26 protein-coding genes are annotated in these 25,474 nt (G+C 57.5%); 16 read left to right on the top strand and 10 right to left on the bottom strand.

All coding sequences use genetic code 11. The features are described 5' to 3' along the window. Nucleotide 1: 1 nt before the first annotated feature. A complete protein-coding gene (locus AC2FFE_RS11950; protein ID WP_496846730.1) occupies nucleotides 2-1,126 on the bottom strand; it encodes a beta-ketoacyl-ACP synthase III in 1,125 nt (374 codons plus the stop codon). Between the two features lie 222 nt (nucleotides 1,127-1,348). Between AC2FFE_RS11950 and AC2FFE_RS11945 the strand changes: the two genes are divergently transcribed. The 3 genes from AC2FFE_RS11945 to AC2FFE_RS11935 are packed head-to-tail and all read left to right on the top strand — an operon-like array spanning nucleotide 1,349 to nucleotide 5,855. Continuing rightward, the gene (locus AC2FFE_RS11945) at nucleotides 1,349-1,759 is read left to right on the top strand and encodes a MarR family winged helix-turn-helix transcriptional regulator (protein ID WP_496820325.1); all 411 of its coding nucleotides are present in this window, start codon (nucleotides 1,349-1,351) and stop codon (nucleotides 1,757-1,759) included. Continuing rightward, complete coding sequence (locus tag AC2FFE_RS11940) at nucleotides 1,756-2,793, top strand: efflux RND transporter periplasmic adaptor subunit (RefSeq protein WP_496820326.1); 1,038 nt, start codon at nucleotides 1,756-1,758, stop codon at nucleotides 2,791-2,793. Before AC2FFE_RS11945 ends, AC2FFE_RS11940 begins: the two co-directional genes overlap by 4 nt. Before the next feature lie 11 nt (nucleotides 2,794-2,804). Further along, the gene (locus AC2FFE_RS11935; protein ID WP_496846729.1) at nucleotides 2,805-5,855 is read left to right on the top strand and encodes an efflux RND transporter permease subunit; all 3,051 of its coding nucleotides are present in this window, start codon (nucleotides 2,805-2,807) and stop codon (nucleotides 5,853-5,855) included. 51 nt (nucleotides 5,856-5,906) lie between these two features. Here AC2FFE_RS11935 and carB read toward each other — a convergent pair whose 3' ends face one another. After that, on the bottom strand, nucleotides 5,907-9,251 hold the full coding sequence (gene carB / locus AC2FFE_RS11930; protein ID WP_496846728.1) for a carbamoyl-phosphate synthase large subunit: 3,345 nt from the start codon (nucleotides 9,249-9,251) through the stop codon (nucleotides 5,907-5,909). A gap of 177 nt (nucleotides 9,252-9,428) precedes the next feature. On the opposite strand from carB, the gene AC2FFE_RS11925 reads away from it, so the two are divergent. The 4 genes from AC2FFE_RS11925 (at nucleotide 9,429) to aspS (ending at nucleotide 13,676) form a co-directional block, all read left to right on the top strand. After that, nucleotides 9,429-10,556, top strand: coding sequence for an aminodeoxychorismate synthase component I (locus AC2FFE_RS11925; RefSeq protein WP_496820375.1), 1,128 nt, complete (start codon nucleotides 9,429-9,431; stop codon nucleotides 10,554-10,556). Continuing rightward, on the top strand, nucleotides 10,511-11,155 hold the full coding sequence (locus AC2FFE_RS11920; RefSeq protein ID WP_496820330.1) for an aminotransferase class IV family protein: 645 nt from the start codon (nucleotides 10,511-10,513) through the stop codon (nucleotides 11,153-11,155). The genes AC2FFE_RS11925 and AC2FFE_RS11920 overlap by 46 nt, the downstream gene beginning before the upstream one ends. Beyond that, entirely contained in the window at nucleotides 11,152-11,823 is a 672-nt protein-coding gene (locus tag AC2FFE_RS11915) for a CPBP family intramembrane glutamic endopeptidase (RefSeq protein WP_496820331.1), read from the top strand. Before AC2FFE_RS11920 ends, AC2FFE_RS11915 begins: the two co-directional genes overlap by 4 nt. A gap of 77 nt (nucleotides 11,824-11,900) precedes the next feature. Next, nucleotides 11,901-13,676 carry an aspartate--tRNA ligase gene (gene aspS, locus AC2FFE_RS11910; RefSeq protein ID WP_496846727.1) on the top strand — a complete coding sequence of 592 codons (1,776 nt, stop codon included), beginning with the start codon at nucleotides 11,901-11,903 and terminating at the stop codon, nucleotides 13,674-13,676. 263 nt (nucleotides 13,677-13,939) lie between these two features. Here the strand turns inward: aspS and AC2FFE_RS11905 are convergent, their stop codons facing one another. Beyond that, nucleotides 13,940-14,659, bottom strand: a complete 720-nt coding sequence (locus AC2FFE_RS11905) for a response regulator (protein ID WP_496846726.1) — start codon at nucleotides 14,657-14,659, stop codon at nucleotides 13,940-13,942. A 135-nt stretch (nucleotides 14,660-14,794) separates the two neighbouring features. Here AC2FFE_RS11905 and mce point away from each other — a divergent pair, with 135 nt between their 5' ends. Next, nucleotides 14,795-15,199: a methylmalonyl-CoA epimerase gene (gene mce, locus AC2FFE_RS11900; protein ID WP_170536308.1), complete on the top strand. Its 405-nt coding sequence runs from the start codon at nucleotides 14,795-14,797 to the stop codon at nucleotides 15,197-15,199. A gap of 25 nt (nucleotides 15,200-15,224) precedes the next feature. Continuing rightward, nucleotides 15,225-15,497 (top strand): DUF1467 family protein, encoded by a 273-nt coding sequence (locus tag AC2FFE_RS11895; RefSeq protein ID WP_496846725.1) that lies wholly within the window; start codon nucleotides 15,225-15,227, stop codon nucleotides 15,495-15,497. Between the two features lie 6 nt (nucleotides 15,498-15,503). On the opposite strand, the gene AC2FFE_RS11890 is transcribed toward AC2FFE_RS11895, so the two are convergent. The 3 genes from AC2FFE_RS11890 to AC2FFE_RS11880 form a co-directional block, all read right to left on the bottom strand. Beyond that, entirely contained in the window at nucleotides 15,504-16,202 is a 699-nt protein-coding gene (locus tag AC2FFE_RS11890) for an EI24 domain-containing protein (protein WP_496820335.1), read from the bottom strand. Further along, nucleotides 16,199-16,777 (bottom strand): nitroreductase family protein, encoded by a 579-nt coding sequence (locus AC2FFE_RS11885; protein ID WP_496846724.1) that lies wholly within the window; start codon nucleotides 16,775-16,777, stop codon nucleotides 16,199-16,201. The genes AC2FFE_RS11890 and AC2FFE_RS11885 overlap by 4 nt, the downstream gene beginning before the upstream one ends. A gap of 191 nt (nucleotides 16,778-16,968) precedes the next feature. Beyond that, a complete protein-coding gene (locus tag AC2FFE_RS11880; protein WP_480499623.1) occupies nucleotides 16,969-17,217 on the bottom strand; it encodes a DUF8831 family protein in 249 nt (82 codons plus the stop codon). A gap of 121 nt (nucleotides 17,218-17,338) precedes the next feature. On the opposite strand from AC2FFE_RS11880, the gene AC2FFE_RS11875 reads away from it, so the two are divergent. From AC2FFE_RS11875 to AC2FFE_RS11855, 5 genes are all read left to right on the top strand, one after another. Continuing rightward, the gene (locus AC2FFE_RS11875) at nucleotides 17,339-18,046 is read left to right on the top strand and encodes a M48 family metallopeptidase (protein ID WP_496846723.1); all 708 of its coding nucleotides are present in this window, start codon (nucleotides 17,339-17,341) and stop codon (nucleotides 18,044-18,046) included. Then, a complete protein-coding gene (locus AC2FFE_RS11870; RefSeq protein ID WP_496820337.1) occupies nucleotides 18,043-18,411 on the top strand; it encodes a YigZ family protein in 369 nt (122 codons plus the stop codon). Before AC2FFE_RS11875 ends, AC2FFE_RS11870 begins: the two co-directional genes overlap by 4 nt. A gap of 69 nt (nucleotides 18,412-18,480) precedes the next feature. Next, a complete protein-coding gene (locus AC2FFE_RS11865) occupies nucleotides 18,481-18,732 on the top strand; it encodes a DUF6455 family protein (protein ID WP_496820338.1) in 252 nt (83 codons plus the stop codon). Between the two features lie 13 nt (nucleotides 18,733-18,745). After that, nucleotides 18,746-19,033, top strand: a complete 288-nt coding sequence (locus tag AC2FFE_RS11860) for a DUF6455 family protein (protein WP_496820339.1) — start codon at nucleotides 18,746-18,748, stop codon at nucleotides 19,031-19,033. After that, nucleotides 19,015-19,293, top strand: a complete 279-nt coding sequence (locus tag AC2FFE_RS11855) for a DUF6455 family protein (RefSeq protein WP_496846722.1) — start codon at nucleotides 19,015-19,017, stop codon at nucleotides 19,291-19,293. Before AC2FFE_RS11860 ends, AC2FFE_RS11855 begins: the two co-directional genes overlap by 19 nt. Here AC2FFE_RS11855 and AC2FFE_RS11850 read toward each other — a convergent pair. Further along, nucleotides 19,276-19,518, bottom strand: coding sequence for a CDGSH iron-sulfur domain-containing protein (locus AC2FFE_RS11850; RefSeq protein ID WP_496820342.1), 243 nt, complete (start codon nucleotides 19,516-19,518; stop codon nucleotides 19,276-19,278). The genes AC2FFE_RS11855 and AC2FFE_RS11850 overlap by 18 nt on opposite strands. A 226-nt stretch (nucleotides 19,519-19,744) precedes the next feature. Here AC2FFE_RS11850 and AC2FFE_RS11845 point away from each other — a divergent pair, with 226 nt between their 5' ends. Beyond that, the gene (locus tag AC2FFE_RS11845) at nucleotides 19,745-19,930 is read left to right on the top strand and encodes a hypothetical protein (RefSeq protein WP_496820344.1); all 186 of its coding nucleotides are present in this window, start codon (nucleotides 19,745-19,747) and stop codon (nucleotides 19,928-19,930) included. Nucleotides 19,931-20,038: 108 nt separating this feature from the next. On the opposite strand, the gene AC2FFE_RS11840 is transcribed toward AC2FFE_RS11845, so the two are convergent. Together AC2FFE_RS11840 and rimO are read right to left on the bottom strand one after the other, a co-directional pair. Further along, nucleotides 20,039-20,389, bottom strand: coding sequence for a hypothetical protein (locus tag AC2FFE_RS11840; protein WP_496820345.1), 351 nt, complete (start codon nucleotides 20,387-20,389; stop codon nucleotides 20,039-20,041). Nucleotides 20,390-20,497: 108 nt separating this feature from the next. Then, complete coding sequence (gene rimO / locus AC2FFE_RS11835) at nucleotides 20,498-21,886, bottom strand: 30S ribosomal protein S12 methylthiotransferase RimO (protein ID WP_496846721.1); 1,389 nt, start codon at nucleotides 21,884-21,886, stop codon at nucleotides 20,498-20,500. A 94-nt stretch (nucleotides 21,887-21,980) separates the two neighbouring features. Between rimO and AC2FFE_RS11830 the strand changes: the two genes are divergently transcribed. Next, the gene (locus AC2FFE_RS11830; protein WP_496846720.1) at nucleotides 21,981-23,933 is read left to right on the top strand and encodes an AsmA family protein; all 1,953 of its coding nucleotides are present in this window, start codon (nucleotides 21,981-21,983) and stop codon (nucleotides 23,931-23,933) included. Between the two features lie 34 nt (nucleotides 23,934-23,967). On the opposite strand, the gene AC2FFE_RS11825 is transcribed toward AC2FFE_RS11830, so the two are convergent. Beyond that, nucleotides 23,968-25,464 (bottom strand): phosphomannomutase/phosphoglucomutase, encoded by a 1,497-nt coding sequence (locus AC2FFE_RS11825; protein WP_496820348.1) that lies wholly within the window; start codon nucleotides 25,462-25,464, stop codon nucleotides 23,968-23,970. Nucleotides 25,465-25,474: the final 10 nt, after the last annotated feature.

Below are 25,474 nucleotides of genomic sequence, written 5' to 3'. Positions count from 1 at the left end.
ATCAGACGTGCCGTTTCACGATCACCGATCCAACCGAATAGCCAGCGCCAAAAGAACAGATCAGTCCGACATCCCCGTCTTTCAGATCGTCCGAGTGTTTGGAAAACGCGATGATTGAACCCGCAGACGATGTGTTGGCATAGTCCTGCAGGATGTTGGGTTGCTCATCCGCTTCCGGCTCGCGCCCCAGCACCTTTTTACCAATAAAGTCGTTCATGGTCTTGTTGGCCTGATGCAGCCAGAGACGTTTGAGATCTTCGCTGCCGACGCCCTCAGCCCCCATATGATCGCTGATATGTTTGCTGACCATTGGCAACACTTCTTTGAAGACCTTGCGACCGTTCTGCATGAACTGCATGTCGCGGCGATCATCCATCCCGTCAGGACGTGAACGGCGGAGAAAGCCGTTGTTGTTGCGAATGTTGTTGGAAAATGCAGTGGCGCAGCGGGTCGAAAGAATCTCGAAATGCGGCCCTTGTGCGTCCTCGATCCGTTCGATCAGAGTAGCAGTTGCCACATCGCCGAAGATGAAGTGGCAATCCCGATCCCGCCATTCCAGATGACCCGAACATATCTCGGGGTTTACCACCAGCGCAGCCCGAATTGAGCCAGACCGCACCATGTCCGCTGCAGCCTGAATGCCGAACGTGGCTGACGAACAGGCGACATTCATGTCAAACCCGAACCCGTCAATGCCCAAGGCTTGTTGGATTTCAATCGCAACCGCGGGATAGGCCCGTTCGTGGTTCGAAGCAGCGCAAATGACCAGATCGACATCCGCAGCCGTGTGACTGGCCTGCGCTAGTGCTTTGTTGCAAGCGTCGATCGCCATTTCCGTCATGATACCCGGTTCATCATCGCTGCGCTGGCGCAGTGCCGGGTACATCTTGTCCGGATCAAGGACGCCGGTCTTGTCCATGACATAGCGGTTTTCGATGCCAGAGGCCTTTACGATGAACTCTTCCGAGGAGTGCTGTATCGGTTCCATTTTGCCATTGGCGATGGCTTCTGCGTTTTCCGCGTTCTGCTTATCAGCATAGGCGTTGAACGCTTGAACAAGCTCAGCGTTGGTGATGACGTTTTCTGGCGTGAAAACACCGGTACCTGTGATGGCGGGCGTATGCATGACGGGTCCTGAAAGTTTCGAATCCGCCTAAAATGCAGTCACTGGCGATTTTGATCAAGGGGAGTTGACCCAAGGGAATGAGCGCGAGCTTGTCTTAAAGTAGCTTCATAACTTGAATAGTTCAGATAATGAAGTATATGGCGGCCACCTAAGTGGAAAAACCCTGTGTCAGAAGATGTCAGCGAAAGGCTTTGTCGTCTGAGTCCTGAAATTCAGTCCATAATGGGGGTCTATGCCCTGTACTGGAAACTGGAAGAGGCGTTTGAGAGCATCGAAATAGAGCTTAGCCATCCTGAATGCCACATGTTGATCAAGCTTGATCAACCCAAGCGCATGGGCATTCTGGCGGCTGATATGCTGACCGTTCCGTCCACAATCACGGCGACGGCAGATGCGCTGGAGAAGGCAGGGTACCTCAAGCGGGAGCGTGACCCAATAGACCGGCGCGCCTGGTTGTTGGTTTTGACCTCAAAAGGAGAGGACGCCCGAAACATGCTGGTGGCCGAAGCTGGGGCACTGTTCCACCGCGCCTCGGGTCTGGATGCGGACGAGACCGCTCAATTCGCGCAACTGGCGCACAAAATCCGTGATACCATTGTGAAAACAGGAATTCCCGAGGGACTGAAGAAATGAAATTGCTGACTTCTTTGGGCTTTGCCCTGACTGTTCTTTCGTCTCCGCTGGCTGCACAGGATGTCGCCAAGCCAGTTAAGTTGATGCTGGTGCAAGAAACGATGCCGGGGTTTTCACGTCAGTTCTTCGGGCGTGTCGCTGCGAGGCAGACTGTCGATCTGGCCTTTCAGGTGTCAGGCCAGATTGTCGAGATGCCGGTCACCGAAGGGTTTGTCATCCCCAAGGGCCAGCTGATTGCCCGCCTCGATCAAGAACCCTTTCAGTTGCGTTTGGATCGGGCAAAGCTGCAAAAGGAACAGGCAGACCGGACCGAAGCCCGCTTGTCACGCCTGCGTGGAACCACTGCCAGCCAGGTTGCTGTCGACGACGCTGTGACCGAAGCCCAATTGGCGGCTATCGCGCTTCGCGATGCGGAATACGAACTGGAACATGCAACCCTGACCGCACCTTTCGATGCGCTGGTATCCAGCCGCGCGGTCGAGGCGTTCACAACCGTTTCCTCGGGTACGCCAATTGTGCGGATTCACGATATGTCCGAACTGCGGATTGAAGTGGATGTGCCAGAAATCCTGTTCCAGCGCACTGGTCAGGAAGATGACATTGTCCTGACTGCAAAGTTTCCTGTCAGCGACGAAGTGTTCCCGCTGGAGATTCGCGAATTTGATGCCGAATCCTCGAGCGTCGGTCAAACTTTCCGCATTCAGTTCGGCCTGACCCCGCCTGAGGGCTTGCAGATTCTACCCGGGTCTTCTGTGACCGTGACTGCGCAGGTGCAGGATCACAACCGGGGCATCACGATTCCCGCAACTGCAATTGTAGCCGATGCCAGCGGCGCGCTTTCGGTGATGGTTTTTTCGCCTGTTGGTGCCGATGAGGGCACCGTGCGTCGTGTTCCCGTTACGATCGAGCCAACGCAGTCGGGCGATGTTCGGGTGCTGACAGGTTTGTCCAGCGGCGACGAGATTGTCGTCGCAGGCGGGGCCGTGCTGACAGATGGTCAGGCGGTGCGCCGCTTTTCCGGCTTCGCCAACTGAGGGGCTGAGATATGAACATCGCGCGCGCCTCGATCGACCGGCCTATCTATACGTGGCTGATCATCCTCATTGCTTTGTTCGGCGGTATCTGGGGGTTTCTGTCACTGGGTCGCTTGGAAGACCCGGCCTTTACCATCAAAAACGCCGTTATCGTCACGCAGTACCCCGGTGCCACGGCCGAACAGGTGGCGCTGGAAGTGTCCGAGCCCCTTGAATCAGCCATTCAGCAGATGGGCGAGGTAGACACCATCACCTCGGTCAATCAACCCGGGCGATCCCTGATCGAGGTCGAGATCAAATCCACCTATGATGGCAGCGAGCTACCCGCCGTCTGGACCCGATTGCGCGCCAAGATACGCGATGCGGCGCGTGGGCTGCCCTCTGGGGTCAGCCAACCCTTCGTCAACGACGGCTTTGGGGATGTGTTCGGTCTGTTCTATGCGGTCACAGCCGAGGGGTTTTCGGATGCAGAAAAGCATGAACTGGCGACCTTCTTGAGGCGCGAATTGCTAACCGTCTCAGGCGTAGCGGATGTCGAAGTTCAAGGCCTGCCGCAAGAGGCGATTTTCATTGAGCCCGACCTTGCGATTTCGGTCAATCAGAACGTCCCGATTCAGGCAATTAACGAGGCGATTTCCAACGCCGATTCCGTCAATGCTTCGGGCTCGGTGCGGTCAGCCGATGATCGCACCACGATTCTAACAGCCGAAGGGTCTGACAGCGTGTCCGCTATCGCGGGGCTTTCGGTCGGCTCGCAGGGGCAGGTGATCAACCTGTTTGATATGTCCAACGTCTACCGCGCGCGGCAGACCGACCCGGACGTTGTAATCCGGTTTGACGGGGTCGAGGCCTTTACGCTCGGCGTGGCGGGGCTGTCGACTGAGAACATCGTCGAAGTCGGCAAACGCGTAGACGCAAAATTTGCTGAACTTGATACCGCGATCCCCTATGGCGTCGACATCCTACCGATCTATCAGCAGCATGTTGTGGTCGAGCAGGCGTCGAATGACTTTTTGGTGAATCTGGCGATGTCAGTGGCCATCGTGGTCGCAGTGCTGGGTCTGTTCATGGGCTGGCGCGCCGCCGTTGTTGTTGGATCAACCCTATTGCTGACGGTGGTCGGCACGCTGCTTTTCATGTCCATGTTCTCGATTGAGATGGAGCGGATTTCTCTTGGCGCATTGATCATTGCGATGGGAATGCTGGTCGACAATGCCATCGTTGTTGCTGAGGGGATGCAGATTGCCATGCTGCGTGGCAAATCCTCCCGCGATGCGGCGGAAGAGGTCGCTTCAAAAACGCAAATTCCGCTGCTTGGTGCGACAGTAATCGGGATCATGGCCTTTGCGGGTATTGGTCTGAGTTCGGACGCGACCGGAGAGTTCCTGTTCTCGCTATTCGCGGTGATTGGGATCTCGCTACTCCTGAGCTGGGTGTTGGCTATAACCGTGACACCGATGCTGGGGCACTATTTCTTTAAACAGGGCACAGAGGGGGACGTAGACGCCTATGGCGGAATAATGTTCCGTATCTACGGGTCAATTCTGCGCGGTGCATTGCGGATGAGATGGCTGGTTGTTGTCGGATTGGTTGCGGTCACCGTCGCCTGCTACGCCGGGTTCGGGCTTGTGAAGCAGCAGTTTTTCCCGGATTCGAATACACCTCTGTTCTTCGTGCACTACAAACTGCCGCAAGGGACAACCATCGCCCGTACCGCCGAAGACATGGCTGTGTTCGAAGACTGGCTGACAGAGCGGGATGATGTCGTCTCGGTCACAACCTTTGTCGGGCAGGGGGCCACGCGGTTTATGCTGACCTATTCGGCTGAGGACCCGAACCCAAGCTATGGGCATATGATCATCCGTACCGAAACGCTGGAGGACATCCCGCTGTTGCAGGCTGATCTGGAAGAATTCGGCTCTGTCCAGTTTCCCGAAGGTGAGTTCCGGACCAAGCGGCTGGTCTTTGGACCCGGTGGCGGCGATCCGATCCAGGCACGTTTTTCAGGCAGCGACCCGGTGATCCTGCGGCAACTGGCCGACGAAGCGGTGCAGCGCATGGCGTCCGCCTCGCCGAATGCGTTGAACATCTCTCATGACTGGCGCGAGCAAGAGCTTGCGGTACAGCCGATCTATGCGACCGAACGGGCGCAGACGGCAGGTGTCACACGCGAAGACATCGCGGCCACTTTGCAGTTTTCCACCGACGGGATTACCGGGGGCGTGCTGCGTGAGCGGGACCGTCTGATCCCGATTATCCTACGTCGCCCGGCCGATGGCGAATATTCGATCGTCGATCAGGTGGTCTATTCCGATCAGTCGCAACGCTTTGTACCCATCGAACAAATGGTGGATGGGTTTGAATACCGTTCGCTGAACACACTGGTCCATCGACGCAATCGGGTTCTTACCATCACGGTCGGCGCTGATATCCCGCCCGGCTTTACGGCTGCCCAGGTTCATTCTGAGGTTCGGGGTGCAATCGAGGCCATCGATCTGCCACCCGGATACAAAATGGAATGGGGCGGCGAGTTCGAGAACTCTCGCGATGCGCAAGAAAGCCTCGGGCGGCAACTGCCGCTGAGTTTGCTGATCATGGTGTTGATCTCGGTTCTGTTGTTCAACGCGATCCGTCAACCGATCATTATCTGGCTGTTGGTTCCGATGTCCGTGAACGGCGTGGTGATTGGCCTGTTGGGCACCGGGTTGCCATTCACCTTCACCGCGCTTTTGGGTCTGCTGAGCCTGTCGGGAATGCTGATCAAGAACGGCATTGTACTGGTTGAGGAAATCGATCTGGTCCGTGCGACCGGCAAACCATTGCAGGACTCGATCATCGAAGCCTCAATCTCGCGTCTGCGCCCGGTCATGCTGGCCGCGATCACTACGATCCTGGGAATGGCCCCGTTGCTGACAGATGCGTTCTTTGTATCGATGGCGGTGACGATTATGGGTGGGTTGGCCTTTGCCACCGTCTTGACGATGGTCGCCGCACCCTTGTTCTACATGCTGTTTTTCAAGCGGGATGAGCGGCTTCAGGCGGCCGAGAAATCCGCTGTCTAAATGAAAACCCCCCGGTTAGAACCGGGGGTTTTGCTTTACTCTTTGGGTAAATTACCCCTGCAGCGACTGTACCTCGACATCCCCTTCGGCCTGCGCCTTGATGGCCAGTGCGGCGGCGTGGCTGGCGGCTGCTGTGGTGAAGTAAGGGATCTTGTCATAAAGGGCGACGGAACGGATGACCTTGCTGTCCTCAACCGCCTGGGCACCTTCGGTTGTGTTCATCACCAGCTGCACCTGACCGTCTTTCAGCATGTCTGCCACATCCGGGCGACCCTCATAGACCTTGTTGACCAGATCACAGGCAACGCCCTGTTCCGCCAGCCAGCTTTGCGTGCCGCGGGTGGCGACAAGGGCAAAGCCCTGCGCGGCCAGAACCTGTGCGGCTTCGAGCATTGCCGGGGTTTTGTCGGCATCCTTGATCGAGATGAAGGCGCGGCCCGATGCGGGCAGCACCATGCCGGCGCCCATTTGAGCCTTGAGGAAAGCGCGTGGGAAGTCACGGTCCCAGCCCATGACCTCACCGGTCGAGCGCATTTCGGGCCCCAGAATGGTGTCGACACCGGGGAAGCGGGCGAAGGGCAAAACCGCCTCTTTCACCGAGAACCATGGCATGTCGGGATCGGCCAGTGTCATCTGATCAGCGATCTTGGTGTCCTGACCTTCCTGATACGGCGGGCGTTGCGGGAAGTTCGAAAGCTTCTCTCCCGCCATCAACCGCGCCGCGATCGAGGCAATGGCACTGTCTGTTGCCTTGGCCACAAAGGGCACGGTCCGCGAGGCGCGCGGGTTCACTTCGATCAGGTAGATCTCATTATCCTTGATCGCGAACTGAACATTCATCAGGCCGACGACGTTCAGCGCCTTGGCCAGTTTGAACGTCTGATCCTTGATCTGCGCGATGATCTCTTTCGATAGCGAATAGGGCGGTAGCGAACAGGCCGAGTCGCCTGAGTGCACTCCGGCCTCTTCGATATGCTGCATGATGCCCGCGACATGCACATCGGTACCATCACACAGGGCATCCACATCCAGCTCAACCGCACCTGCCAGGTAGCTGTCCAGCAGAACGGGGCTGTCACCCGAAACCACAACGGCCTCGTTGATGTAGCGTTTCAGCTGATCCATATCGCGCACGATTTCCATCGCGCGGCCACCCAGAACGTAAGAGGGGCGGATCACCAGCGGGAAGCCGATCTCATCCGCGATGGCCAGCGCTTCGGCATCAGTGGAGGCAATGCCGTTCTTCGGCTGTTTCAGGTCCAGATCGTTGACCAGCGCCTGAAACCTCTCACGGTCTTCGGCCAGATCAATGGCGTCGGGCGTGGTGCCGAGGATCGGAATACCTTCGGCCTCTAGCGCGTTGGCCAGTTTCAGTGGAGTCTGACCGCCGAACTGTACGATCACACCGTGCAGCGTGCCGTTTTCCTGTTCCTTCGTCAGGATTTCCATGACGTGCTCGAAGGTCAGCGGCTCGAAATACAGGCGGTCCGATGTGTCATAGTCTGTCGAAACTGTCTCGGGGTTGCAGTTGACCATGATGGTCTCATACCCCGCCTCGGTCAGCGCGAAACAGGCGTGACAGCAGCAATAGTCAAACTCGATCCCTTGACCGATCCGGTTTGGGCCGCCGCCAAGGATGACGACCTTCTTGCGGTCGCTGGGGCGTGCCTCGCACTCAACCTCGCCCATCATGGGGGCCTCGTAGGTCGAATACATGTAGGGTGTCTGTGCCTCGAATTCGGCGGCGCAGGTGTCGATGCGTTTGAAGACGGCGGTCACGCCCAGGTTGCGACGCGCACGGCGGACGTTGTCCTCGTCCCGGCCAGTCAGGTTACCCAAACGCGCATCGGTGAAGCCCAGCATCTTAAGCCTGCGAATGCCGTGTTCGGTCACCGGCAGACCGTCCTTGCGGACCTGACGCTCTGCTTCGATGATCTCGCGGATACGGGACAGGAACCAGGGGTCGAACTTGGTAACGCCGAAAATCTCGTCATCGCTCAGACCGTGGCGCATCGCCTGTGCGATGGTGCGCAGACGATCCGGAGTTTGCTGGCTGATCGCCTTGATAACGGCAGCCTTGTCGTCAACCGTGTCCCAGACACCCACATTCAGACCGGGGATTTCGATCTCATCGAAACCTGTCAGACCCGATTCCATCGAGGCCAGCGCCTTTTGCATCGATTCGTGGATGGTGCGGCCAATAGACATGGCTTCACCCACCGACTTCATCGCGGTGGTCAGATAAGGTTCTGAACCAGGGAATTTCTCGAATGCAAATTTGGGGATCTTTGTCACGACATAGTCGATGGTCGGCTCGAATGACGCAGGCGTGACCTTGGTGATGTCATTGTCCAGCTCGTCCAGCGTGTAGCCGACGGCCAGCTTGGCCGCGATCTTGGCGATCGGGAAACCGGTCGCTTTGGACGCCAACGCCGAGGACCGCGACACGCGCGGATTCATCTCGATCACGACCATGCGGCCATCAACTGGGTTGATCGCCCATTGAACGTTCGACCCGCCGGTTTCCACACCGATCTCACGCAACACGGCAATCGAGTGATTGCGCATGATCTGGTATTCTTTGTCGGTCAGTGTGAGCGCTGGGGCCACGGTGATCGAGTCACCGGTGTGCACGCCCATCGGATCAACGTTTTCGATGGAACACACGATGATGGCGTTGTCGGCGGTGTCGCGCACCACCTCCATCTCATACTCTTTCCAGCCCAGCAGGCTTTCATCAATCAGGATCTGACCCACGGGCGAGGCATCCATGCCTGAGCGGCAAATATGGATATAATCCTCACGGTTATAGGCCACGCCACCGCCGGTGCCGCCCAGGGTAAAGGCGGGGCGGATGATGGCGGGTAAGCCGACTGTTTCCAAAGTGTCCAGAGCCAGCGCCACGCCGGCCTCCAGATCTTTTTTGCCCGCTGCGTTCTTGGGGGCGGTCACGATCTCGGCCTTGGGGTTCTCGATTCCCAGCCGGTCCATTGCCTCGCGGAACAGTTTTCGATCTTCGGCCATCTCGATCGCATCGCGTTTGGCGCCGATCATCTCAACACCGAATTCGTCGAGCACGCCCATCTCTTCAAGCGCCAGCGAGGTGTTCAAACCGGTCTGACCACCCATTGTGGGCAGCAGGGCGTCGGGGCGTTCTTTTTCGATGATCTTGGCGACAACTTCGGGTGTGATCGGCTCGATATAGGTTGCATCGGCAAGACCAGGATCAGTCATGATCGTTGCAGGGTTCGAGTTCACCAGAATGACCCGATAACCTTCTTCACGCAGAGCCTTGCAGGCCTGTGCCCCGGAATAGTCAAACTCGCATGCCTGCCCGATAACAATGGGGCCCGCCCCGATGATCATAATCGACTGTATGTCGGTTCTTCTCGGCATGGCTTTGCCCCTTCACAATGTACGAGTCACCGGCACCGCCCCAGTGCCCAAATTGTCCTGCGTTATAGGGTCCGCGCTGAAAGGTGCAAGAGGTATCGGAATTCGGGGCTAAAATGCCGCTTTATTCTCTTTCCATTGGCTGCGTATTCTCTATATCGCGCAGCACTGTTGATGAGGATGCACTTGCGTATTCGTTTCGATCACGGCCCCGCCGGCCCGGGAACCCGGTTTGACCGGCCATCCCGCATTATCCGCGCGGACAGCGCGGAACAGGTGCCGCATGCGCTGGCGGCCTTGGATGAGGCGCGCGCATTGGGTGGATGGCTGGCTGGTTATGCCAGTTATGAGCTTGGCTACACGCTTGAGCCGCGGCTGGTTGCGCGACTGCCAGAGGGACGAAAGCTGCCTTTGCTGTGTTTTGGTGTCTATGACGCACCGCAGCAAAGCGAATTGCCCAAAGCCTTGGGCGGTGTATCAAAGTTTCAGCCGCGTTGGGATGAAGCGCGATACAGCCGGGCGTTTGAATCCGTGCATGACGCCATTGGCGCTGGCGATATTTATCAGGCCAATCTGACATTCCCGATTGATCTTGAGATAGACGGCGACAGCGCCTCGCTTTACGCGGCGCTGACCTCGGGCCAGCCGGTTGGCCACGGCGCGTTGGTTCAGCAAGACGGGTTGCCTGATTTGCTTAGCCGCTCACCTGAGTTGTTTTTTCGCACGGATGAGGCCGGGCAGATCGAAACGCGCCCGATGAAAGGCACACAGCCGCGCAGCGAGGATATGGCCGAGGATGCCCGCCGCCGAAACTTCTTGTCCAGCGACGAGAAGAACCGGGCTGAGAACCTGATGATCGTTGATCTGCTGCGCAACGATATCAGCCGTGTTGCCTTGCCGGGATCCGTCCATGTGCCTGAACTGTTCAAGGTCGAAACCTATGCCACTGTGCACCAGATGGTTTCGCTGGTGCGGGCAAAACTGCAGATTGGTGCCGGGCTGTCGGACATCCTGACGGCTCTGTTCCCGTGTGGGTCGATCACCGGTGCCCCCAAAATCCGCGCGATGGAGATATTGTCTGAATTGGAGCCTTGGCCGCGCGACATCTATTGCGGCACCATTGGTTGGGCCGCGCCGGATGGTCGGGCAGAATTCAACGTCGCCATCCGTACGCTTATGGCAGAGGGTGGCAAAGCGATCCTGAATGTCGGCGGCGGTGTGGTCTGGGACAGCACAGCCCCATCGGAATACGAGGAGGCATTATGGAAAGCCCGCTTTGCCCACCAGTTGAGCCTGATTTCCGCCTGATCGAAACGCTGGGCTTTCGGCCTGGGCAGGGGTTTGACCGGCAGGATCGGCACCTGAACCGCATGGGCCGAACAGCCGCGGCTTTGACCCTGCCTTTCGACCGTGCGGCGGCGCTGGCGATGTTGGCAGAGGTCGATTGCGATGTTGCCCTTCGGTGCAGGCTGACGATGGATGTCGCTGGCTGTTTTGACCTGACAGCCGCCCCGCTGGCAGACAATCCACCCTTTTGGCGACTTGCCGTCTCTGACACCAGGCTGAGTTCTGACGATATCTGGCTGCGCCACAAAACGACGCGGCGCGCGATCTATGATACCGCGCGCGCGTCGCTGCCCAAAACCGTGGATGAGTTGCTGTTTCTGAACGAACGGGATGAGCTGTGCGAGGGGACAATCACCAATCTGTTCCTTGAAACCCGCGATGGACGGCGCTTAACTCCAAAACTGTCAAGCGGGCTGTTGCCCGGTATCCTGCGCGAAGAAATGCTGGAACAAGATTTTGCCGAGGCGGTGCTGACCTTGAACGATTTGAAGGATGCGAAGGCGATTTATATGGGGAATTCCCTGCGCGGACTGATCCCGGCTGAGTTGGTGAGCCTGTGAGCAGGAGCGCGGCATTTGCCACCCCTCCGGTCGCGCTGACGCGCTTGCGGTTTGAATTTTGCCTGTTTTTCATCGCAGCCCCTTTGGCCATCGCGATTTTCCTGCCGCCCAACTGGATGTTCCCGGCGTTATTCGCATTCACCGGTCTGGGTATCCTTCTGCTGCACGCGACCCCTGGGTTTCGCTGGGCCGAACTAAGATACGGATGGGCGAACTGGTCGCTGCGTGAACTGGTGCTGTTTGCTGGGGTGACAGCCGCGTTCTGTATCGCGCTGATCTATGTGACACGCCCGGATGCGGCTTTTGCGCTACTACGGTACCGGCCCGAGATGCTGGCTTTCATCTGGCTTGGGTATCCGCTGCTGTCTGCCTTACCACAGGAACTGCTGTTTCGCCCGCTATTCTTCCGCCGGTATCACGCCTTGCTACCCGAAGGACGCCGGGCCGACTTGCTGAACGCAGCCATCTTTTCCTTTGCGCATCTGATGTATTGGAGCTGGATTGTAGCCATCATGACCTTTGTTGGTGGGCTGCTCTTTAGCTGGGCCTATCGCAAGCGCGGCTCGTTTTTCTATGCGGTTTTGCTGCACGCGGTTGCCGGGAACATCATCTTTGCAGTTGGTCTTGGCATCTATTTCTATTCGGGCAACGTGCAAAGGCCGTTCTGACCGCGCGACTTGCCTTGACTTTCCGGGCCTGACGGGGTGTATCGGCGCGACGAATTCTGCGCCCGAAGGGATATTCCATGCACGCCTATCGCAGCCACACCTGCGCCGCTCTGACCGCCGCCAATGTCGGTGAAACCGTCCGTATTTCTGGATGGGTGCATCGGGTCCGAGATCACGGTGGCGTGCTGTTCATCGACCTGCGCGACCATTTTGGTGTGACGCAGGTTCTGTGTGACGGCGACAGCGCGGCCTTTGCCGAGCTGGAGAAAGTACGCTCGGAATGGTGTATCCGCATCGACGGCACCGTAAAAGCGCGTGACGCCGATCTGGTAAACCCAAAACTGCCCACTGGCGAGATCGAAGTTTACGTGCGTGAGCTTGAGGTTCTGGGCGCGGCCGACGAGTTGCCGCTGATGGTGTTCGGCGATCAGGAATACCCCGAGGAAACCCGCCTGCGCTATCGCTATCTGGACCTGCGCCGCGAGGCGATGCAGCAGAACATGACCCTGCGCTCGGACGTTGTCGCCTCGATGCGCCGCCGCATGTGGGATCAGGGCTTTCGCGAATATCAAACGCCGATCATCACCGCCTCGTCGCCCGAAGGCGCACGCGACTTTCTGGTGCCGTCGCGTCTGCATCCGGGCAAGTTCTACGCTCTGCCGCAGGCGCCGCAGCAGTTCAAACAGCTGATCATGGTGTCGGGTTTCGACAAGTATTTCCAGATTGCGCCGTGCTTCCGTGACGAAGACCCGCGCGCCGATCGCTCGCCTACCGATTTCTACCAGCTTGACCTCGAGATGTCGTTTGTCGAACAGCAAGACGTGTTCGACACCATCCAGCCCGTTCTGACCGGGGTGTTCGAAGAGTTCGGCGGCGGCCGCAAGGTCGATCAAGACTGGCCCCAAATTTCCTACAAGGATGCGGCCCTGTGGTATGGTAGCGACAAGCCCGACCTGCGGAACCCTATCAAAATGCAAGTGGTCTCCGACCACTTCCGCGGGTCTGGCTTCGCGATTTTCGCGAAGCTGTTGGAGCAGGACGGCACCGAGATCCGCGCCATCCCTGCGCCGACCGGTGGCAGCCGCAAGTTTTGTGACCGCATGAATGCCTTCGCCCAGAAAGAGGGTCTGCCCGGTATGGGCTACATCTTCTGGCGCGATCAGGGCGAAGGCATGGAGGCAGCCGGTCCGCTAGCCAAGAACATCGGCCCCGAGCGCACCGAGGCGATCCGTGAGCAGCTGGGTTTGGGCGTTGGGGATGCCGCGTTCTTCCTGGGTGGCAAACCGAAAGCTTTTGAGAAGGTTGCGGGCAAGGCCCGTGATGTGATCGGTGAGGAACTGAACCTGACCGAGAAAGACCGGTTTGCTTTTGCCTGGATCGTGGATTTCCCGATCTATGAACAGGACGAGGAAACCGGTGCGATCGATTTTGAGCATAACCCGTTCTCGATGCCTCAGGGTGGAATGGATGCGCTGAACGGCGATCCGTTGGATGTACGCGGTTATCAATATGACCTGGCTTGCAACGGGTATGAGCTGGTCTCGGGCGCCATCCGAAACCATAAGCCTGAAATCATGCTGAAAGCCTTTGAACTGGCAGGTTATGGCGAGGATGAAGTCAAATCCCGCTTTGGAGCTCTGTTCAATGCCTTCCACTATGGCGCTCCGCCGCACGGGGGCTGTGCTGCGGGCATTGACCGGATCGTGATGCTACTGGCGGATGAGGCCAACATTCGCGAGGTCATGATGTTCCCCATGAACCAGCGGGCCGAAGACCTGATGATGGATGCGCCGTCCAATCCGACCTCGGATCAGTTGATGGAACTGGGTCTGCGGATCATACCACAGGACTAAATCACTCTGGCCAGACCGAGCTGGTGAAGCGTGAACCACTGATCGATTTTTGCCTGACAGGCACTACAAATCGCGACCCCTTCTTCCGCGCATAGCGGGGGGAGGAACCCGAGACGGGACAGATCAGTTTGGGACCTTTGGACTAGTCGATCAACTTATCCGACCGTTCTCGGCTAACGCGAATGGATCGGGCGGTTTGGCGGGTGTGGCGGTACATCCAGACAAACAGCAATGATGCGGTGATAAAATATGCGGTTGCCATTTCAGATTGCCTCTCTCTGTTCTAAGCGGCTTTGAACAAGGCCCGCGACCTGCGCTGCCACTGCCGTGATCGGGGTGCCTTGCGCGCGCGACTGGGCAAGCTTGCGCGCGGCTTCTGCAAGAACGGTATCTTCAGCTTCGCGCGCAACGCCCTGCAGAAACTGCGCGGCATAATCCAGTGTACGCGGATCGGTGGGGCCGGCCAGAACATCTGCGATATGAGCCATGTCATCTTGATAGGCCAGGGGATCGGGTTGAATCACCTCATCTCGAACTGAATGAAGGTCACTGGGGCGCCGATCCTCGGGCAGGCGTTCAAGGATGGATTTCTGAAAATAAGACATTGATTTTAAGGGCTTGGGCAGAAAACCATCCGCCCCGGCACTTTGCGCAACCGCCTGGTTCCCATCATCGCCGGACATGCCCAGAATCACGCTGATCCGTGGGGATGCTGTGCTGAGTTCGGCGATAAGATCGGCGCCTGAACCATCGGGCAGGCCCATATCCACCAGAATGACAGAAGGGCGATAGATCTGCAGATGACGGCGTGCGGATTTTAAACAGTCCGCGCGCCTGATCCGTGCCCCGCTGTGCAGACACATTAAACGAATGGCATCACAGGCATAGCGACTGTCTTCGACGACCAAAATGGTTTGTCCCAGCAGCGGCCGCGTTGCTGTGGGCGCGGCGATGGTGGTGGCGAAGGGGACCGAATCGTCCATGGCAGCTCTCCTATCCAACAGATGGTTCACGCTAGGAACTTCTGGCTAACACAGGGTTAACGGGCGATTTGGCGCACTTGTTCTTTGCCGGGGCTGCCCCCATAACCCAGTTAACGCAAGCCTGAGGAGACTATTATGATAGGACGCCTGAACCACGTCGCCATCGCCGTACCCGACCTTGAAGCCGCATCCGAGCAGTACCGTTCTGCGCTGGGTGCCAAGGTGGGTGCACCGCAGGATGAGCCGGATCATGGTGTCACGGTCGTGTTCATTGAACTGCCCAATACAAAGATCGAACTTCTGTTTCCGCTGGGCGATGACAGTCCGATTAACGGGTTCCTCGAGAAAAACCCCGCAGGAGGCATTCACCATGTGTGCTACGAGGTCGAAGATATCATCGCCGCCCGCGATCACCTGAAAGAAACCGGTGCGCGTGTATTGGGCAGCGGCGAGCCGAAAATTGGTGCGCATGGCAAGCCCGTTTTGTTCCTGCATCCCAAGGATTTCAACGGCTGCCTGGTCGAGCTAGAGCAGGTATAACCATCCCAAGCCCGGAGGGCCCGAAATGACCATCACCGCTGCGCTGGTGCTGTTTGCCGTTATCTGGTTCATGACGCTGCTTGTTGTGCTACCCATCCGCATAAAAACGCAGGGCGATCTGGGCGATATCGTTCCGGGCACCCATGCAGGTGCGCCGGAAGTTCATCATATGAAGAAAAAGATGTGGATCACGACCGGTATCACGTTCGTTTTGTGGGCGATCATCGCGGGGATCATCTTGTCCGGTTGGATTTCTGTGCGCGATTTCGACTGGCTGAACCAGCTGGAACCCCGCTGAATGGTGTCAGGCCGTACGGGCCGACACTGCATGATAGATATGAGTGAAGGTCGCGGCCCCGATAATCGGGATCACCAAATTCACCAGCGGGACGGAGAGTGGGATAGCCATCAGCGTACCCGCCAGCCAGATCGTCGAGGCATGTTTCGCCCGCAGCTGACGCGCTCCACCACGCCCCAGTCGACGCATCGCAGCAAGAGTGAAGTACTCGCGTCCCAGCAGGAATCCGTTCATCGCCCAGAAGATGAAGGGCGCAAAAGGGGGGAACATGGCATAAAGGATCAGCGCCAGAATGTTCGCTAGGATCAACACACCCATAAAGCTGAGACCGTCCATGACCGCCTCGCTGAACGGGATGCGAGGGACGGGCGGCAGATGGGGGTAATGCTTGTCTTCGACCGCTTGTGCCACCTCTTCCAGAAAGATCGAGGTGATGGCCGAGGCGACAGGCACCATCAGGAATACCGGCAGAATCATAACCAAAAAGATGCCCGAATAGTTCAGCACATCATTCAGCCAAGACACCTCGCCAACGAAAGGTAGTGATATCTCGTTTCCGGACAGAGAATTGATGATCCAGATCGCACCCGCGCAAGCGAGGAACAGCAAAAGGATCGTCAGGCCAATTCCACGCAGCAAGACCGACCGAAACTTGGAGTCACCAATCTGACCGAGCGCGGCAAAAAACGCGTTGAGGATGATCATTCAGAAACCCATTCGGTCAGTGCATCAACATCAGGGCGCGGGCGCTCGGGCGGAGTGGGGCCTTCGGTGGCGATATGAATCAGACCGGCCAGACGTTCGTTCTGATCCAATCCAAAGGCGGCCTTGCAAAACGCGGGGTCATGAGATTGCCAGCCAGACAACCAGTTCGCCCCCCAACCCGCCGCCAATGCGGCGTTCAACAAGGCAAGGCAAACAGCCCCTGCGGAATAAGTTTGCTCAATCGCCGGGATTTTTTCCGAAGGTTTTTGAACCTCGACAACGGCGACGGCCAGATGCCCAAGGTCGAACTGATTGCGGGCCTTGGCGATATCTTCCGGAGTTTTCCCGAGTGCCTGACCAAATGTTTCGGTCAACGCGGCCAGACGAGCCATCGCACCTTTCTCGATCACGATAAAGCGCCAGGGCTCCAGCTTGCCATGATCCGGGCTGCGTGCAGCGGCCGTCAGCAAAGGCAATAGCTGATCCCGCGTCGGTGCCGGAGCGACCAGCGTCTTTGCAGGTCGAGACCTGCGCGACAACAGAAACTCTAGTGCGGCGGGGTTCTTCAAGGACATATGTTAACTTCCTTTACATCAGCTCTGTCTATCTTGGGCGGCGTAGCTGGCGTTTCAAGGGCGTGCTAATGTATTTGGCGGATCAATTTCACCTCAACCTGTGCCGTGCAAGTGAAATAATGCACAATACTCCGGCTGCGCCGCCCAAACGCGGCGAGGTTTCTTGGGGTTGGACAGTTTGGTTCGCAGGTCTATTCGCGCTGATCCAGCGTCTCGCGGATCTGGTAAACGCCTTCGGGCAAATCCAAGGCCGCCGCCAGATCACGCACTTGTTCAGGCGACAAGGTGATCTTCTGAATTTGCTCGGTCCGGGGGTCCAATTGTTCCAGCGTCACACATTCGGCGAAACTGTTGATGACGACATCCTCCTGCAAAGGCTTGGGGCCTTCATCCACCAGAGTAATGACGGTCGAGTCGAATTCATGCTCAATCGAAAACATGACGCCAGAGTGCAGCCCGTAGCCCTTCAATGCAACCCGGAACTGGCCGAAACCGCAGTGGTACTGACCGCAGGGTATGACTATGTTGGGCTCACAGCCTGATCGGCAAAAAGGACAACCCATGCATCGCATTGCTATGCTGATATCAGCCGTGTTTCTGGCCGCCTGTTCGACAGGTGATTTGCGTCTGGTTCGGGCCGAGGATTGGCGCGGGTTGACACCTGACGAAACCGCCAGTGCTGCGTCTTTTCGGGAGGTCAGCCGCAAAATCGGGCAGGAAGCCCGCACGCGATGTAAGCGCGCCGCCAGAACGGAGAATTGTGATTTCGACATATTTGTCGATTTGAATCCGTCTGCCCCGGCAAATGCTTTCCAGACTTTGGACGATCAAAAACGTCCTGCCATCATCTTTACCCGCTCGATGATCGCATCGACCCGGAACACCGATGAACTAGCTTTTGTGATGGGCCATGAGGCGGCGCATCACGTGCTGGATCACATTGCCCGTCAAAGCGAGAACGCCAGTATAGGCGCCGCGAAATTCGGCGAGGCGGAACGTATAAGGGGCAAAGGGGACGCTGCGGTGGAAAAGGCCCAACGGTTGGGCGCGAAGGTTGGTGTGCAGGCCTATGTTCAGGACTTTGAGCTTGAAGCGGACCAGCTGGGAACAATCATAACCTTCAACGCTGGTTACAACCCGTTGGTTGGCGCAAAGTACTTTGATCGCATCCCAGATCCCGGAGACAGTTTCCTGGGTACTCATCCCCCCAATGCCGAACGGGTTCAGATCGTTCTGGAAACCTCTCGCAAACTAGGCCTGTCGCCATGACCGAACTGGTGCAGTTGGGTGTGATCCTGACGGATCGCGGATCAAAATATGCAGTCTCTGGCGCGGCGGTGTCGTCGCGTGCGCAGGTCGATGCGGTGTTGACTGCGTTGAAACGCGATAAGTCCTATGCCAAAGCCACCCACAATACCTGGGCCGCGACCCTGCCCACCGGGTCACTCAAGGCTGATGATGGGGAAAGCGGGGCGGGCATGGTCATTCTGCGTATGATGGAGCGCGAAGAGCTGCAAAATCACGTGATCATCGTCACCCGTTGGTACGGCGGGAAAAAGCTGGGCGGTGATCGTTTTCGGCGTGTTCAAGATGCAACGCGCGCCTATCTGGACCACATTGCGGCCTCTGCTTGACCTGAATCAAGGTTTTACCTTGGCCAGCAGATACCTTCCCCTCATGGCGCGACAGGGAAAGGACAGGATATGCCCAGCCGAGAAACTTTGCGATTGCACGCCGGATTGGTCGATGACATGGCGCGAATGCTGGACATCGACTTGCAGGAAACCGCCATTGAAGGCGGCATATCGATTGATGAGATTTCGGATGCCGTTGTTCGGTGTGCCGATTGTCCGAACCCGAAACACTGCCAAAACCTGTTGCAGAATGCCGACACGCTGAACCGTGCGCCGGAATATTGCCGCAACCAGGATTTGCTTCACAAATTAAGGCCCTAGCGATGGTGATCTGATGCCACGGCTCGGAGATATCATGACCCACCTCCGTCTGATTCTACGGATGGGTCAGGCGACCGGTACAGATCTGGTTAAGGCGCATTCCACAGGTCGTCTCAGCCATGAGGAGTGGGCGGAAATGATCCGGTTCTGCCGTGGCTGTATGTGGGCTGAACAGTGCCCCGAATGGCTGAATGAGCACGAGGAGATCACTGCCGCCCCGCATAGTTGTCCGAATCGCACACAGTTTGCTGCGCTGAAGCGCGCGCAGATGGAAGACGTCCGATGCCTTGCGAAAAGCTAGGCCCGATTGAAAAACATTTCTGGCTGAGTCGCTCTGTCGCGCGATCACTGGGCGTTTCTTTTACCGATGCGATGGCCGAAGGGCGACTTTCCGCCGAAGGATATGCGGCATTGGTGACGCGTTGTAGGGCAGCGAATTGCAGCAAGGAATGCGCGATCTGGTTGGATGAAAACCGGTCCTCCGCAACTTCGGCACCCGGGTTCTGTGTAAATGCTGTTTTGTTTGCCGCCCTTCGCCACAGGTCAGATCTTCGAATGTGATCCGTCGCACAGGGGGGCTTTCTGGCTATGCTTGCAACAGCAAAAAAACACCTTTTTGCTGGCTTCAGCCGTGTATTTTAAGGGTTCAATGCCCGTGCCCTTGTGTGATCCATCGCAAAATGGCTGCCTGGCTGATCGGCCGCAGGCGCACCAGAAATAGGTTTTGCCTTCGACCACGTCGACGGCTGCGGGTTCTTTTCTGGCGATGATTGGGGTGTCAGACATGTGGCTCCTCCGGATTTGGCTTATGTCACCACAGAAGTGTAATCCGATGTACCGAGAGGGCCAGAGCGGAATAGATACAGCGTAGGACGTGTTGACACAGGCGTAGCTTCGCTGCCGATCACCGGTGCGTGATCGATTCTGTTGCCAGAGTGAGCTTCTGCTTTTATCCTGACTATGGCCCCGAAAAATTGGGCAATATCAGAAAAGTAATAGAGGAAAGACGGACATGAAACTGAAACTCGCTGCTGTTGGCACTTTCGCGCTGCTTCTGACTGCGTGCGCACAGCCGGAACCAACCCCTGTGTACATTCAGCCAAGCTATGACAAAGCTGGCACACCAAGCTGCCCTGGCGGGTATGACCTGGCGACGACAGAAGCAGGTGAGACTGTCTGTAACCCGGTTACACAATAAGCTTTCCGCAGGCGGTCCAATTTGGGCCGCCTGTCTTCTTTTTGAAACCGCAACGCCGCCCAACGGGCGGTTTTTTGTTGTCGAGCGGTCGCCGAAACAGGGGGCGACCTAGTGTTTCTTGTTGTGAAACCCATGCCTGTAGATAAACACACGATGACCATGGCCCCGAAACGCCCGATTCGGATGGCGTCTAAGCCCCTTGCGTCTGTGACCCGCGCGAACATTGGGTCGGTGCAGGTTCTGATGGTGTTTTCTGATGTGATGCTCGGCTTTGGGGGCATAGTAGTGCCTTTGGACCGGACGGGCGCTCTGGATATGAACGCTGAATTTTCCGCCTCCGACATACACAACATCGGATGACAATTTGCTGAGGCCAACTGCGCCAGCCGGGTTTGACAGTATTAAGGCGGAAATCGCCAGCACCATACTGCGTTTGGCCAAATGAGTTACGCGTGACATGAAAACCTCCGTTTGGTTTCATGTCGAAGATGAGAGTGGCGGCGCCTATTCTCCAATAAACTCAGGTCACGCTTTACCGATGGACGGTGTTCGGACATAGCCCTGCGGTTAGGAAATCTGACCCCACAGGTCATACTCACCCGCTTCGTCAATCGTCACCTGAACGATATCGCCGGGTTTAAGCCTTTCGAATCCTTCATCAATGAATAGGTTCCCATCGATTTCTGGCGCATCTGCCTTGGTGCGGCAAGTGGCGGCCTGATCGTCAACTTCATCAACAATGACGTCAATGGTCTGTCCAACTTTGGCCTGCAACTTCGCCTCGGAAATCGCCTGAGCCTTTTCCATAAAGCGATCCCAGCGTTCTTTCTTGACCTCGCCGGGAACATGATCCGGCAGATCGTTCGAGCGTGCGCCAGCGACGTTTTCGTACTGAAAACAGCCAACGCGATCCAGCTGTGCCTCGTCCATCCAGTCCAGCAAAGTCTGGAATTCTGCCTCTGTCTCGCTGGGATAGCCGACGATAAAGGTCGAACGCAGGGTAATGTCGGGGCACATGGCGCGCCACGCCCGGATCTCATCCAGGGTTTTGGCGGCTGCTGCCGGGCGTGCCATGCGTTTCAGAACATCCGGGTGCGCGTGTTGGAACGGGATATCCAGATAAGGCAGCACGTTGCATCCGGCATCTGCCATCAGCGGAATCAATTCGCGCACATGCGGATAGGGGTAGACATAGTGCAGACGCACCCAGGCCTCCAACTGCCCCAGCTCACGCGCTAGATCGGTGATATGGCTGCGCACCTTGCGGTCTTTCCAGGGGTTCGCATCGTATTTTCGATCCAACCCATAGGCCGAAGTGTCCTGTGAGATCACCAAGAGTTCCCGAACGCCATTGTCGACCAGTTTCTCGGCCTCGCGCAACACGGCATGGGCCGGGCGGCTGGCAAGTTTCCCGCGCATGTCAGGAATGATACAGAACTTGCATTTGTGGTTACAGCCTTCCGAAATCTTCAGATAGCTGTAGTGGCGCGGGGTCAGTTGCACGCTGCTGGCGGGCAACAGATCGACGAACGGGTCCGGGTCAGGCGGAACCGCCGCGTGTACCGCATCCAGAACCTGTTCATATTGATGCGGCCCAGTGACGGCCATAATGCGTGGATGGTGTTCGCGGATGTAATCGGGTTCCGCCCCAAGGCAGCCGGTGACGATCACCTTGCCGTTTTCGACTAGCGCCTCGCCAATCGCATCCAGGGATTCTGCCTTGGCGCTGTCCAGAAACCCGCAGGTGTTCACAATGACGGCATCGGCCCCGGCATAGTCTGGTGAAATGCCGTATCCTTCAGCCCTCAGACGGGTCAGGATGCGCTCGCTGTCGACCAGTGCTTTGGGGCATCCCAACGACACCATACCAATGGTTGGCTGGTTTGAGCGGGATGTCTCGGGCATCCGGGCGGCGGGCGCGAGGTCGGGGCGTAGATTTGGCGGGTTCGTGGTCATGGCGCGGCATATAGTGGGGAAAGCTTCCCCTTGCAAATGTCACGCTGCATTTGGATGATGAAATCAAACAGGCCAGCAGGTGGAGAGCAGACACATGAAATGGCTAATACGCATCTTGTTCATTCTTGTCGCCGTCGTGGGGCTGGTCATCGGTGCCTTGCTGCTGATGCCTGGCGACAAGCTGGCGGCAATCCTGTCCGAGCAGGTGAAGGCCCAAACGGGCCGTGATCTGACCCTCACAGGCGATGTAAACCTGTCATTCTGGCCGGTGCTGGGTATGGAAACCGGACCTGTGACATTCGGCAACGCCTCTTGGGCCGGCCCTGAACCAATGCTGAGCGCGCAAAGCCTTGCCGTGGGTGTTGATGCCGCCGCTTTGCTGGCGGGCGATCTGAAGATCAAACGTGTTTTCGCGGATAATCCCGTTCTGAGGCTTGAACTGGCAGATGGGCGCGGAAACTGGGTTCTGGGCGCGCCTTCCGCGGCGTTGTCCGGAGGTGGCGGTGCCTCCAGCGTAGTGTCGGCCGATTCAAGTGCTGCGGTCACGCTGGAACAGTTGGAGCTTACGAATGCGCGGCTCATCTATGTCGAAAACGGCGTGACCCAGATGGATTTCGCAGGAGTGACCCTGTCGGCCAGTTGGCCCGATATCTCGGCCCCGATGGTCATGGAGGCCAATATGGGTGTGCCGGGCGGTGCGGTACAGGTGGACCTAAAAATTCCCGATCTGCCCGCGTTTTCCACTGGTGAGGTGACGCCCCTAGAGCTGTCATTGAAAGCGCCTGGTGGCGAGATCGGGTTCGACGGTCGGGTTAACCTGTCTGGAGAGATGGACGGCAAGACGCAAATCACCACAAAAAGTACCAAAAAGATGCTGGCTGCTTTTGGGCAGGGTGGTGTTGGCGTTCCCTATGGCCTGGGTCAGACGGCGGATATCTCGACCCATATGACCTATACAACAGACGGCAAGGTGTCGTTGCGCGATATGGTGGCCCAGCTCGATAACAACCGTTTTGCGGGCGAAGCCGATATCACGATTGCCGCGACCCCGAACATCGTCGCCCGGTTGGATGCGGGGGCGTTGGATCTGACCAAAGCAACTGGCGCGGTGGAGGGATCGGATGGGGGCTCGGAATCCTCGGCCAACGAAGGCTGGTCCAAAGACACGATTGATGCATCAGCTTTGTCTCTGGCGAATGGCAAAATTCGCCTGACCGCGAAGTCCATTGCGGTTCCGGGGATGGAGCTTGGCGCGTCGGACCTTACACTAAGTCTGGATCGCGCGCGTGCGGTGCTGGAAATGCATCCGGCCACATTGTTTTCGGGTCAGCTTAACGGGCAGGTGGTTGCGAACAACCGCAACGGCTTGTCCGTGGGCGGCAGCTTGAAAGCCAGCGGCTTCGATCTGCAACAGGCGTTAACGACCCTGGCAGGGGTAGAGCGCCTGTCCGGTACCGCATCAGGTGCGGTCGAGTTTCTGGGGGTGGGGCAGACCGAAGATCAGATCATGCGTTCGCTCAGCGGGAAGGGCAACGTAGATGTTGGGCGCGGTGTGATCTCGGGCTTTGATCTGGATCGGCTTATGGGCCGGGGGACGGGCTCTGGCGGTACGACCGTGTTCAACAGCCTGACCGCCAGTTATGTGATCGACAAAGGCGTGCTGACCAACAATGATCTGCTGATGTCGCTCAAGAATTTCCGCGCTGATGGCGCGGGCCGCGTCAATCTGGGCACGCGCAGCATCGACTATCTGTTTACACCTACCGCCCTGCGCGCCAATTCCGGCGATGGAATTTCGGTGCCTGTGCGCATTGAAGGGCCGTGGAGCAGCCCATCGATCAAACCCGATCTGACGAAAGCCATCGAGGCCGCGGCCGAAGGAAAGGTTAAGGAACTGGAAGACAGTGCCAAACAGAAGGTGTTCGACAAGGTCGGGCAAGAGCTGGACACAACCGTGACAGACAGCGATCAGATCGAAGACGCCCTGAAGAACAAGCTAGAGGAAGAGGCCAAGAAAGGCCTGCTGAAACTGTTCGGAGGCGATTAAAGGCTAGCGGGCAGGGGCTTTGTCCCCAACACCCTCAAATGGTCTGATCGTAGTCGCCCACACCAGGCTCTGACCGGATGACGGCGTCGATATCCGCAAAGATGGCGCGCATCTCGGCTTCGCTTTCGCTGCTTTCGCAGACAACCACCAGATTGGGCGTGTTCGAAGACGCACGCACCAATCCCCAACTACCATTGTCCAGAATGACGCGGGCACCGTTGACGGTCACCACCTCTTTGATCGCGCGGCCCGCAAGGCTTTCGCCCGCTTCTGCTTTGGCGACCAACTTGTCGACCAGCCGGTTCAGAATACCGTATTTTTCGGTATCCGACGCGTAGGGCGACATGGTTGGTGTGGACCATGTCTTGGGCAATGCCTTGCGCAGGTCCGACATGCTTTGGTCAGGGTTGCGATCCATCAGCTTGCAAATCTCAACGGCAACGCGCATGCCGCAGTCGTAGCCACGCCCGACTGGTTCGGCTAAAAAGTAGTGCCCCGATTTTTCGAACCCTGCCAAAGCACCGATCTCTTTGACGCGCCGTTTCATGTGGCTGTGCCCGGTTTTCCAATAGTCGGCTTTGACCCCCAGGGCATGTAGCTCTGGGTCGCTGGCGAACAGACCAGTGGATTTCACATCCGCGACAAAGGTCGCCCCCGGATGCAGTTTGGCCAGATCACGGGCCATGATGACACCAACCTTATCGGCGAAAATCTCTTTGCCCTCGTCATCTACAACGCCACAGCGATCGCCGTCCCCGTCAAAGCCAAGCGCCAGATCGGCACCGCTTGATTTCACGGTATCGGCCATGTCGTGCAGCATCTCCATGGCTTCTGGATTGGGGTTGTAGTTGGGGAATGTGTAGTCCAGCCGGGTGTGGCTGGGCACAATCTCAACCCCGATCCGTTCAAGGACTTCGGGCGCGAATGCCGAGGCGGTACCGTTGCCGGTGGCGCAGACCACTTTCAGCGGGCGGGTCATTCTGAAATCACCGACCAGATCATCGATATAGGCGTCTTTCACGCCATCGACGAATTCATACGAGCCACCTGATTGGGACTGCCCTTCGCCGTTTAGAACGATGTCGCGCAACTCGGCCATCTCATCAGGGCCATGAGTCAAAGGACGTTCGAACCCCATTTTCACACCAGTCCAGCCGTTTGGATTGTGGCTCGCCGTGACCATCGCGACGGCCGGAGCATCCAGATGGAACTGCGCAAAATAGGCCATTGGGCTAAGCGCGGGGCCAATGTCCTTGACCTGAATGCCTGCCTGCATCAGCCCCAGGATCAGCGCGTTTTTGATCGACAGGGAATAGTCACGATAGTCGTTGCCCACCGCTATGACCGGCTCGATCCCGCGCCGTTGAATTTGGGTGCCCAAACCGAGGCCAAGTGCTGTCATTCCCGGTAAATTGATCTCTTCGGGGAATTTCCAGCGTGCGTCATATTCGCGAAACCCGGTAGGCTTGATCATCGCGTCGCGTAGAAAGCTCCAGGTGTTTGGGGACACCTCGGGGATAGGTTTGGTCATAACAGCACTC

The sequence above is a fragment of the Ruegeria sp. YTSA168 genome, from assembly GCF_059610045.1.
This window is presented reverse-complemented; position numbering and strand designations above follow the sequence as displayed.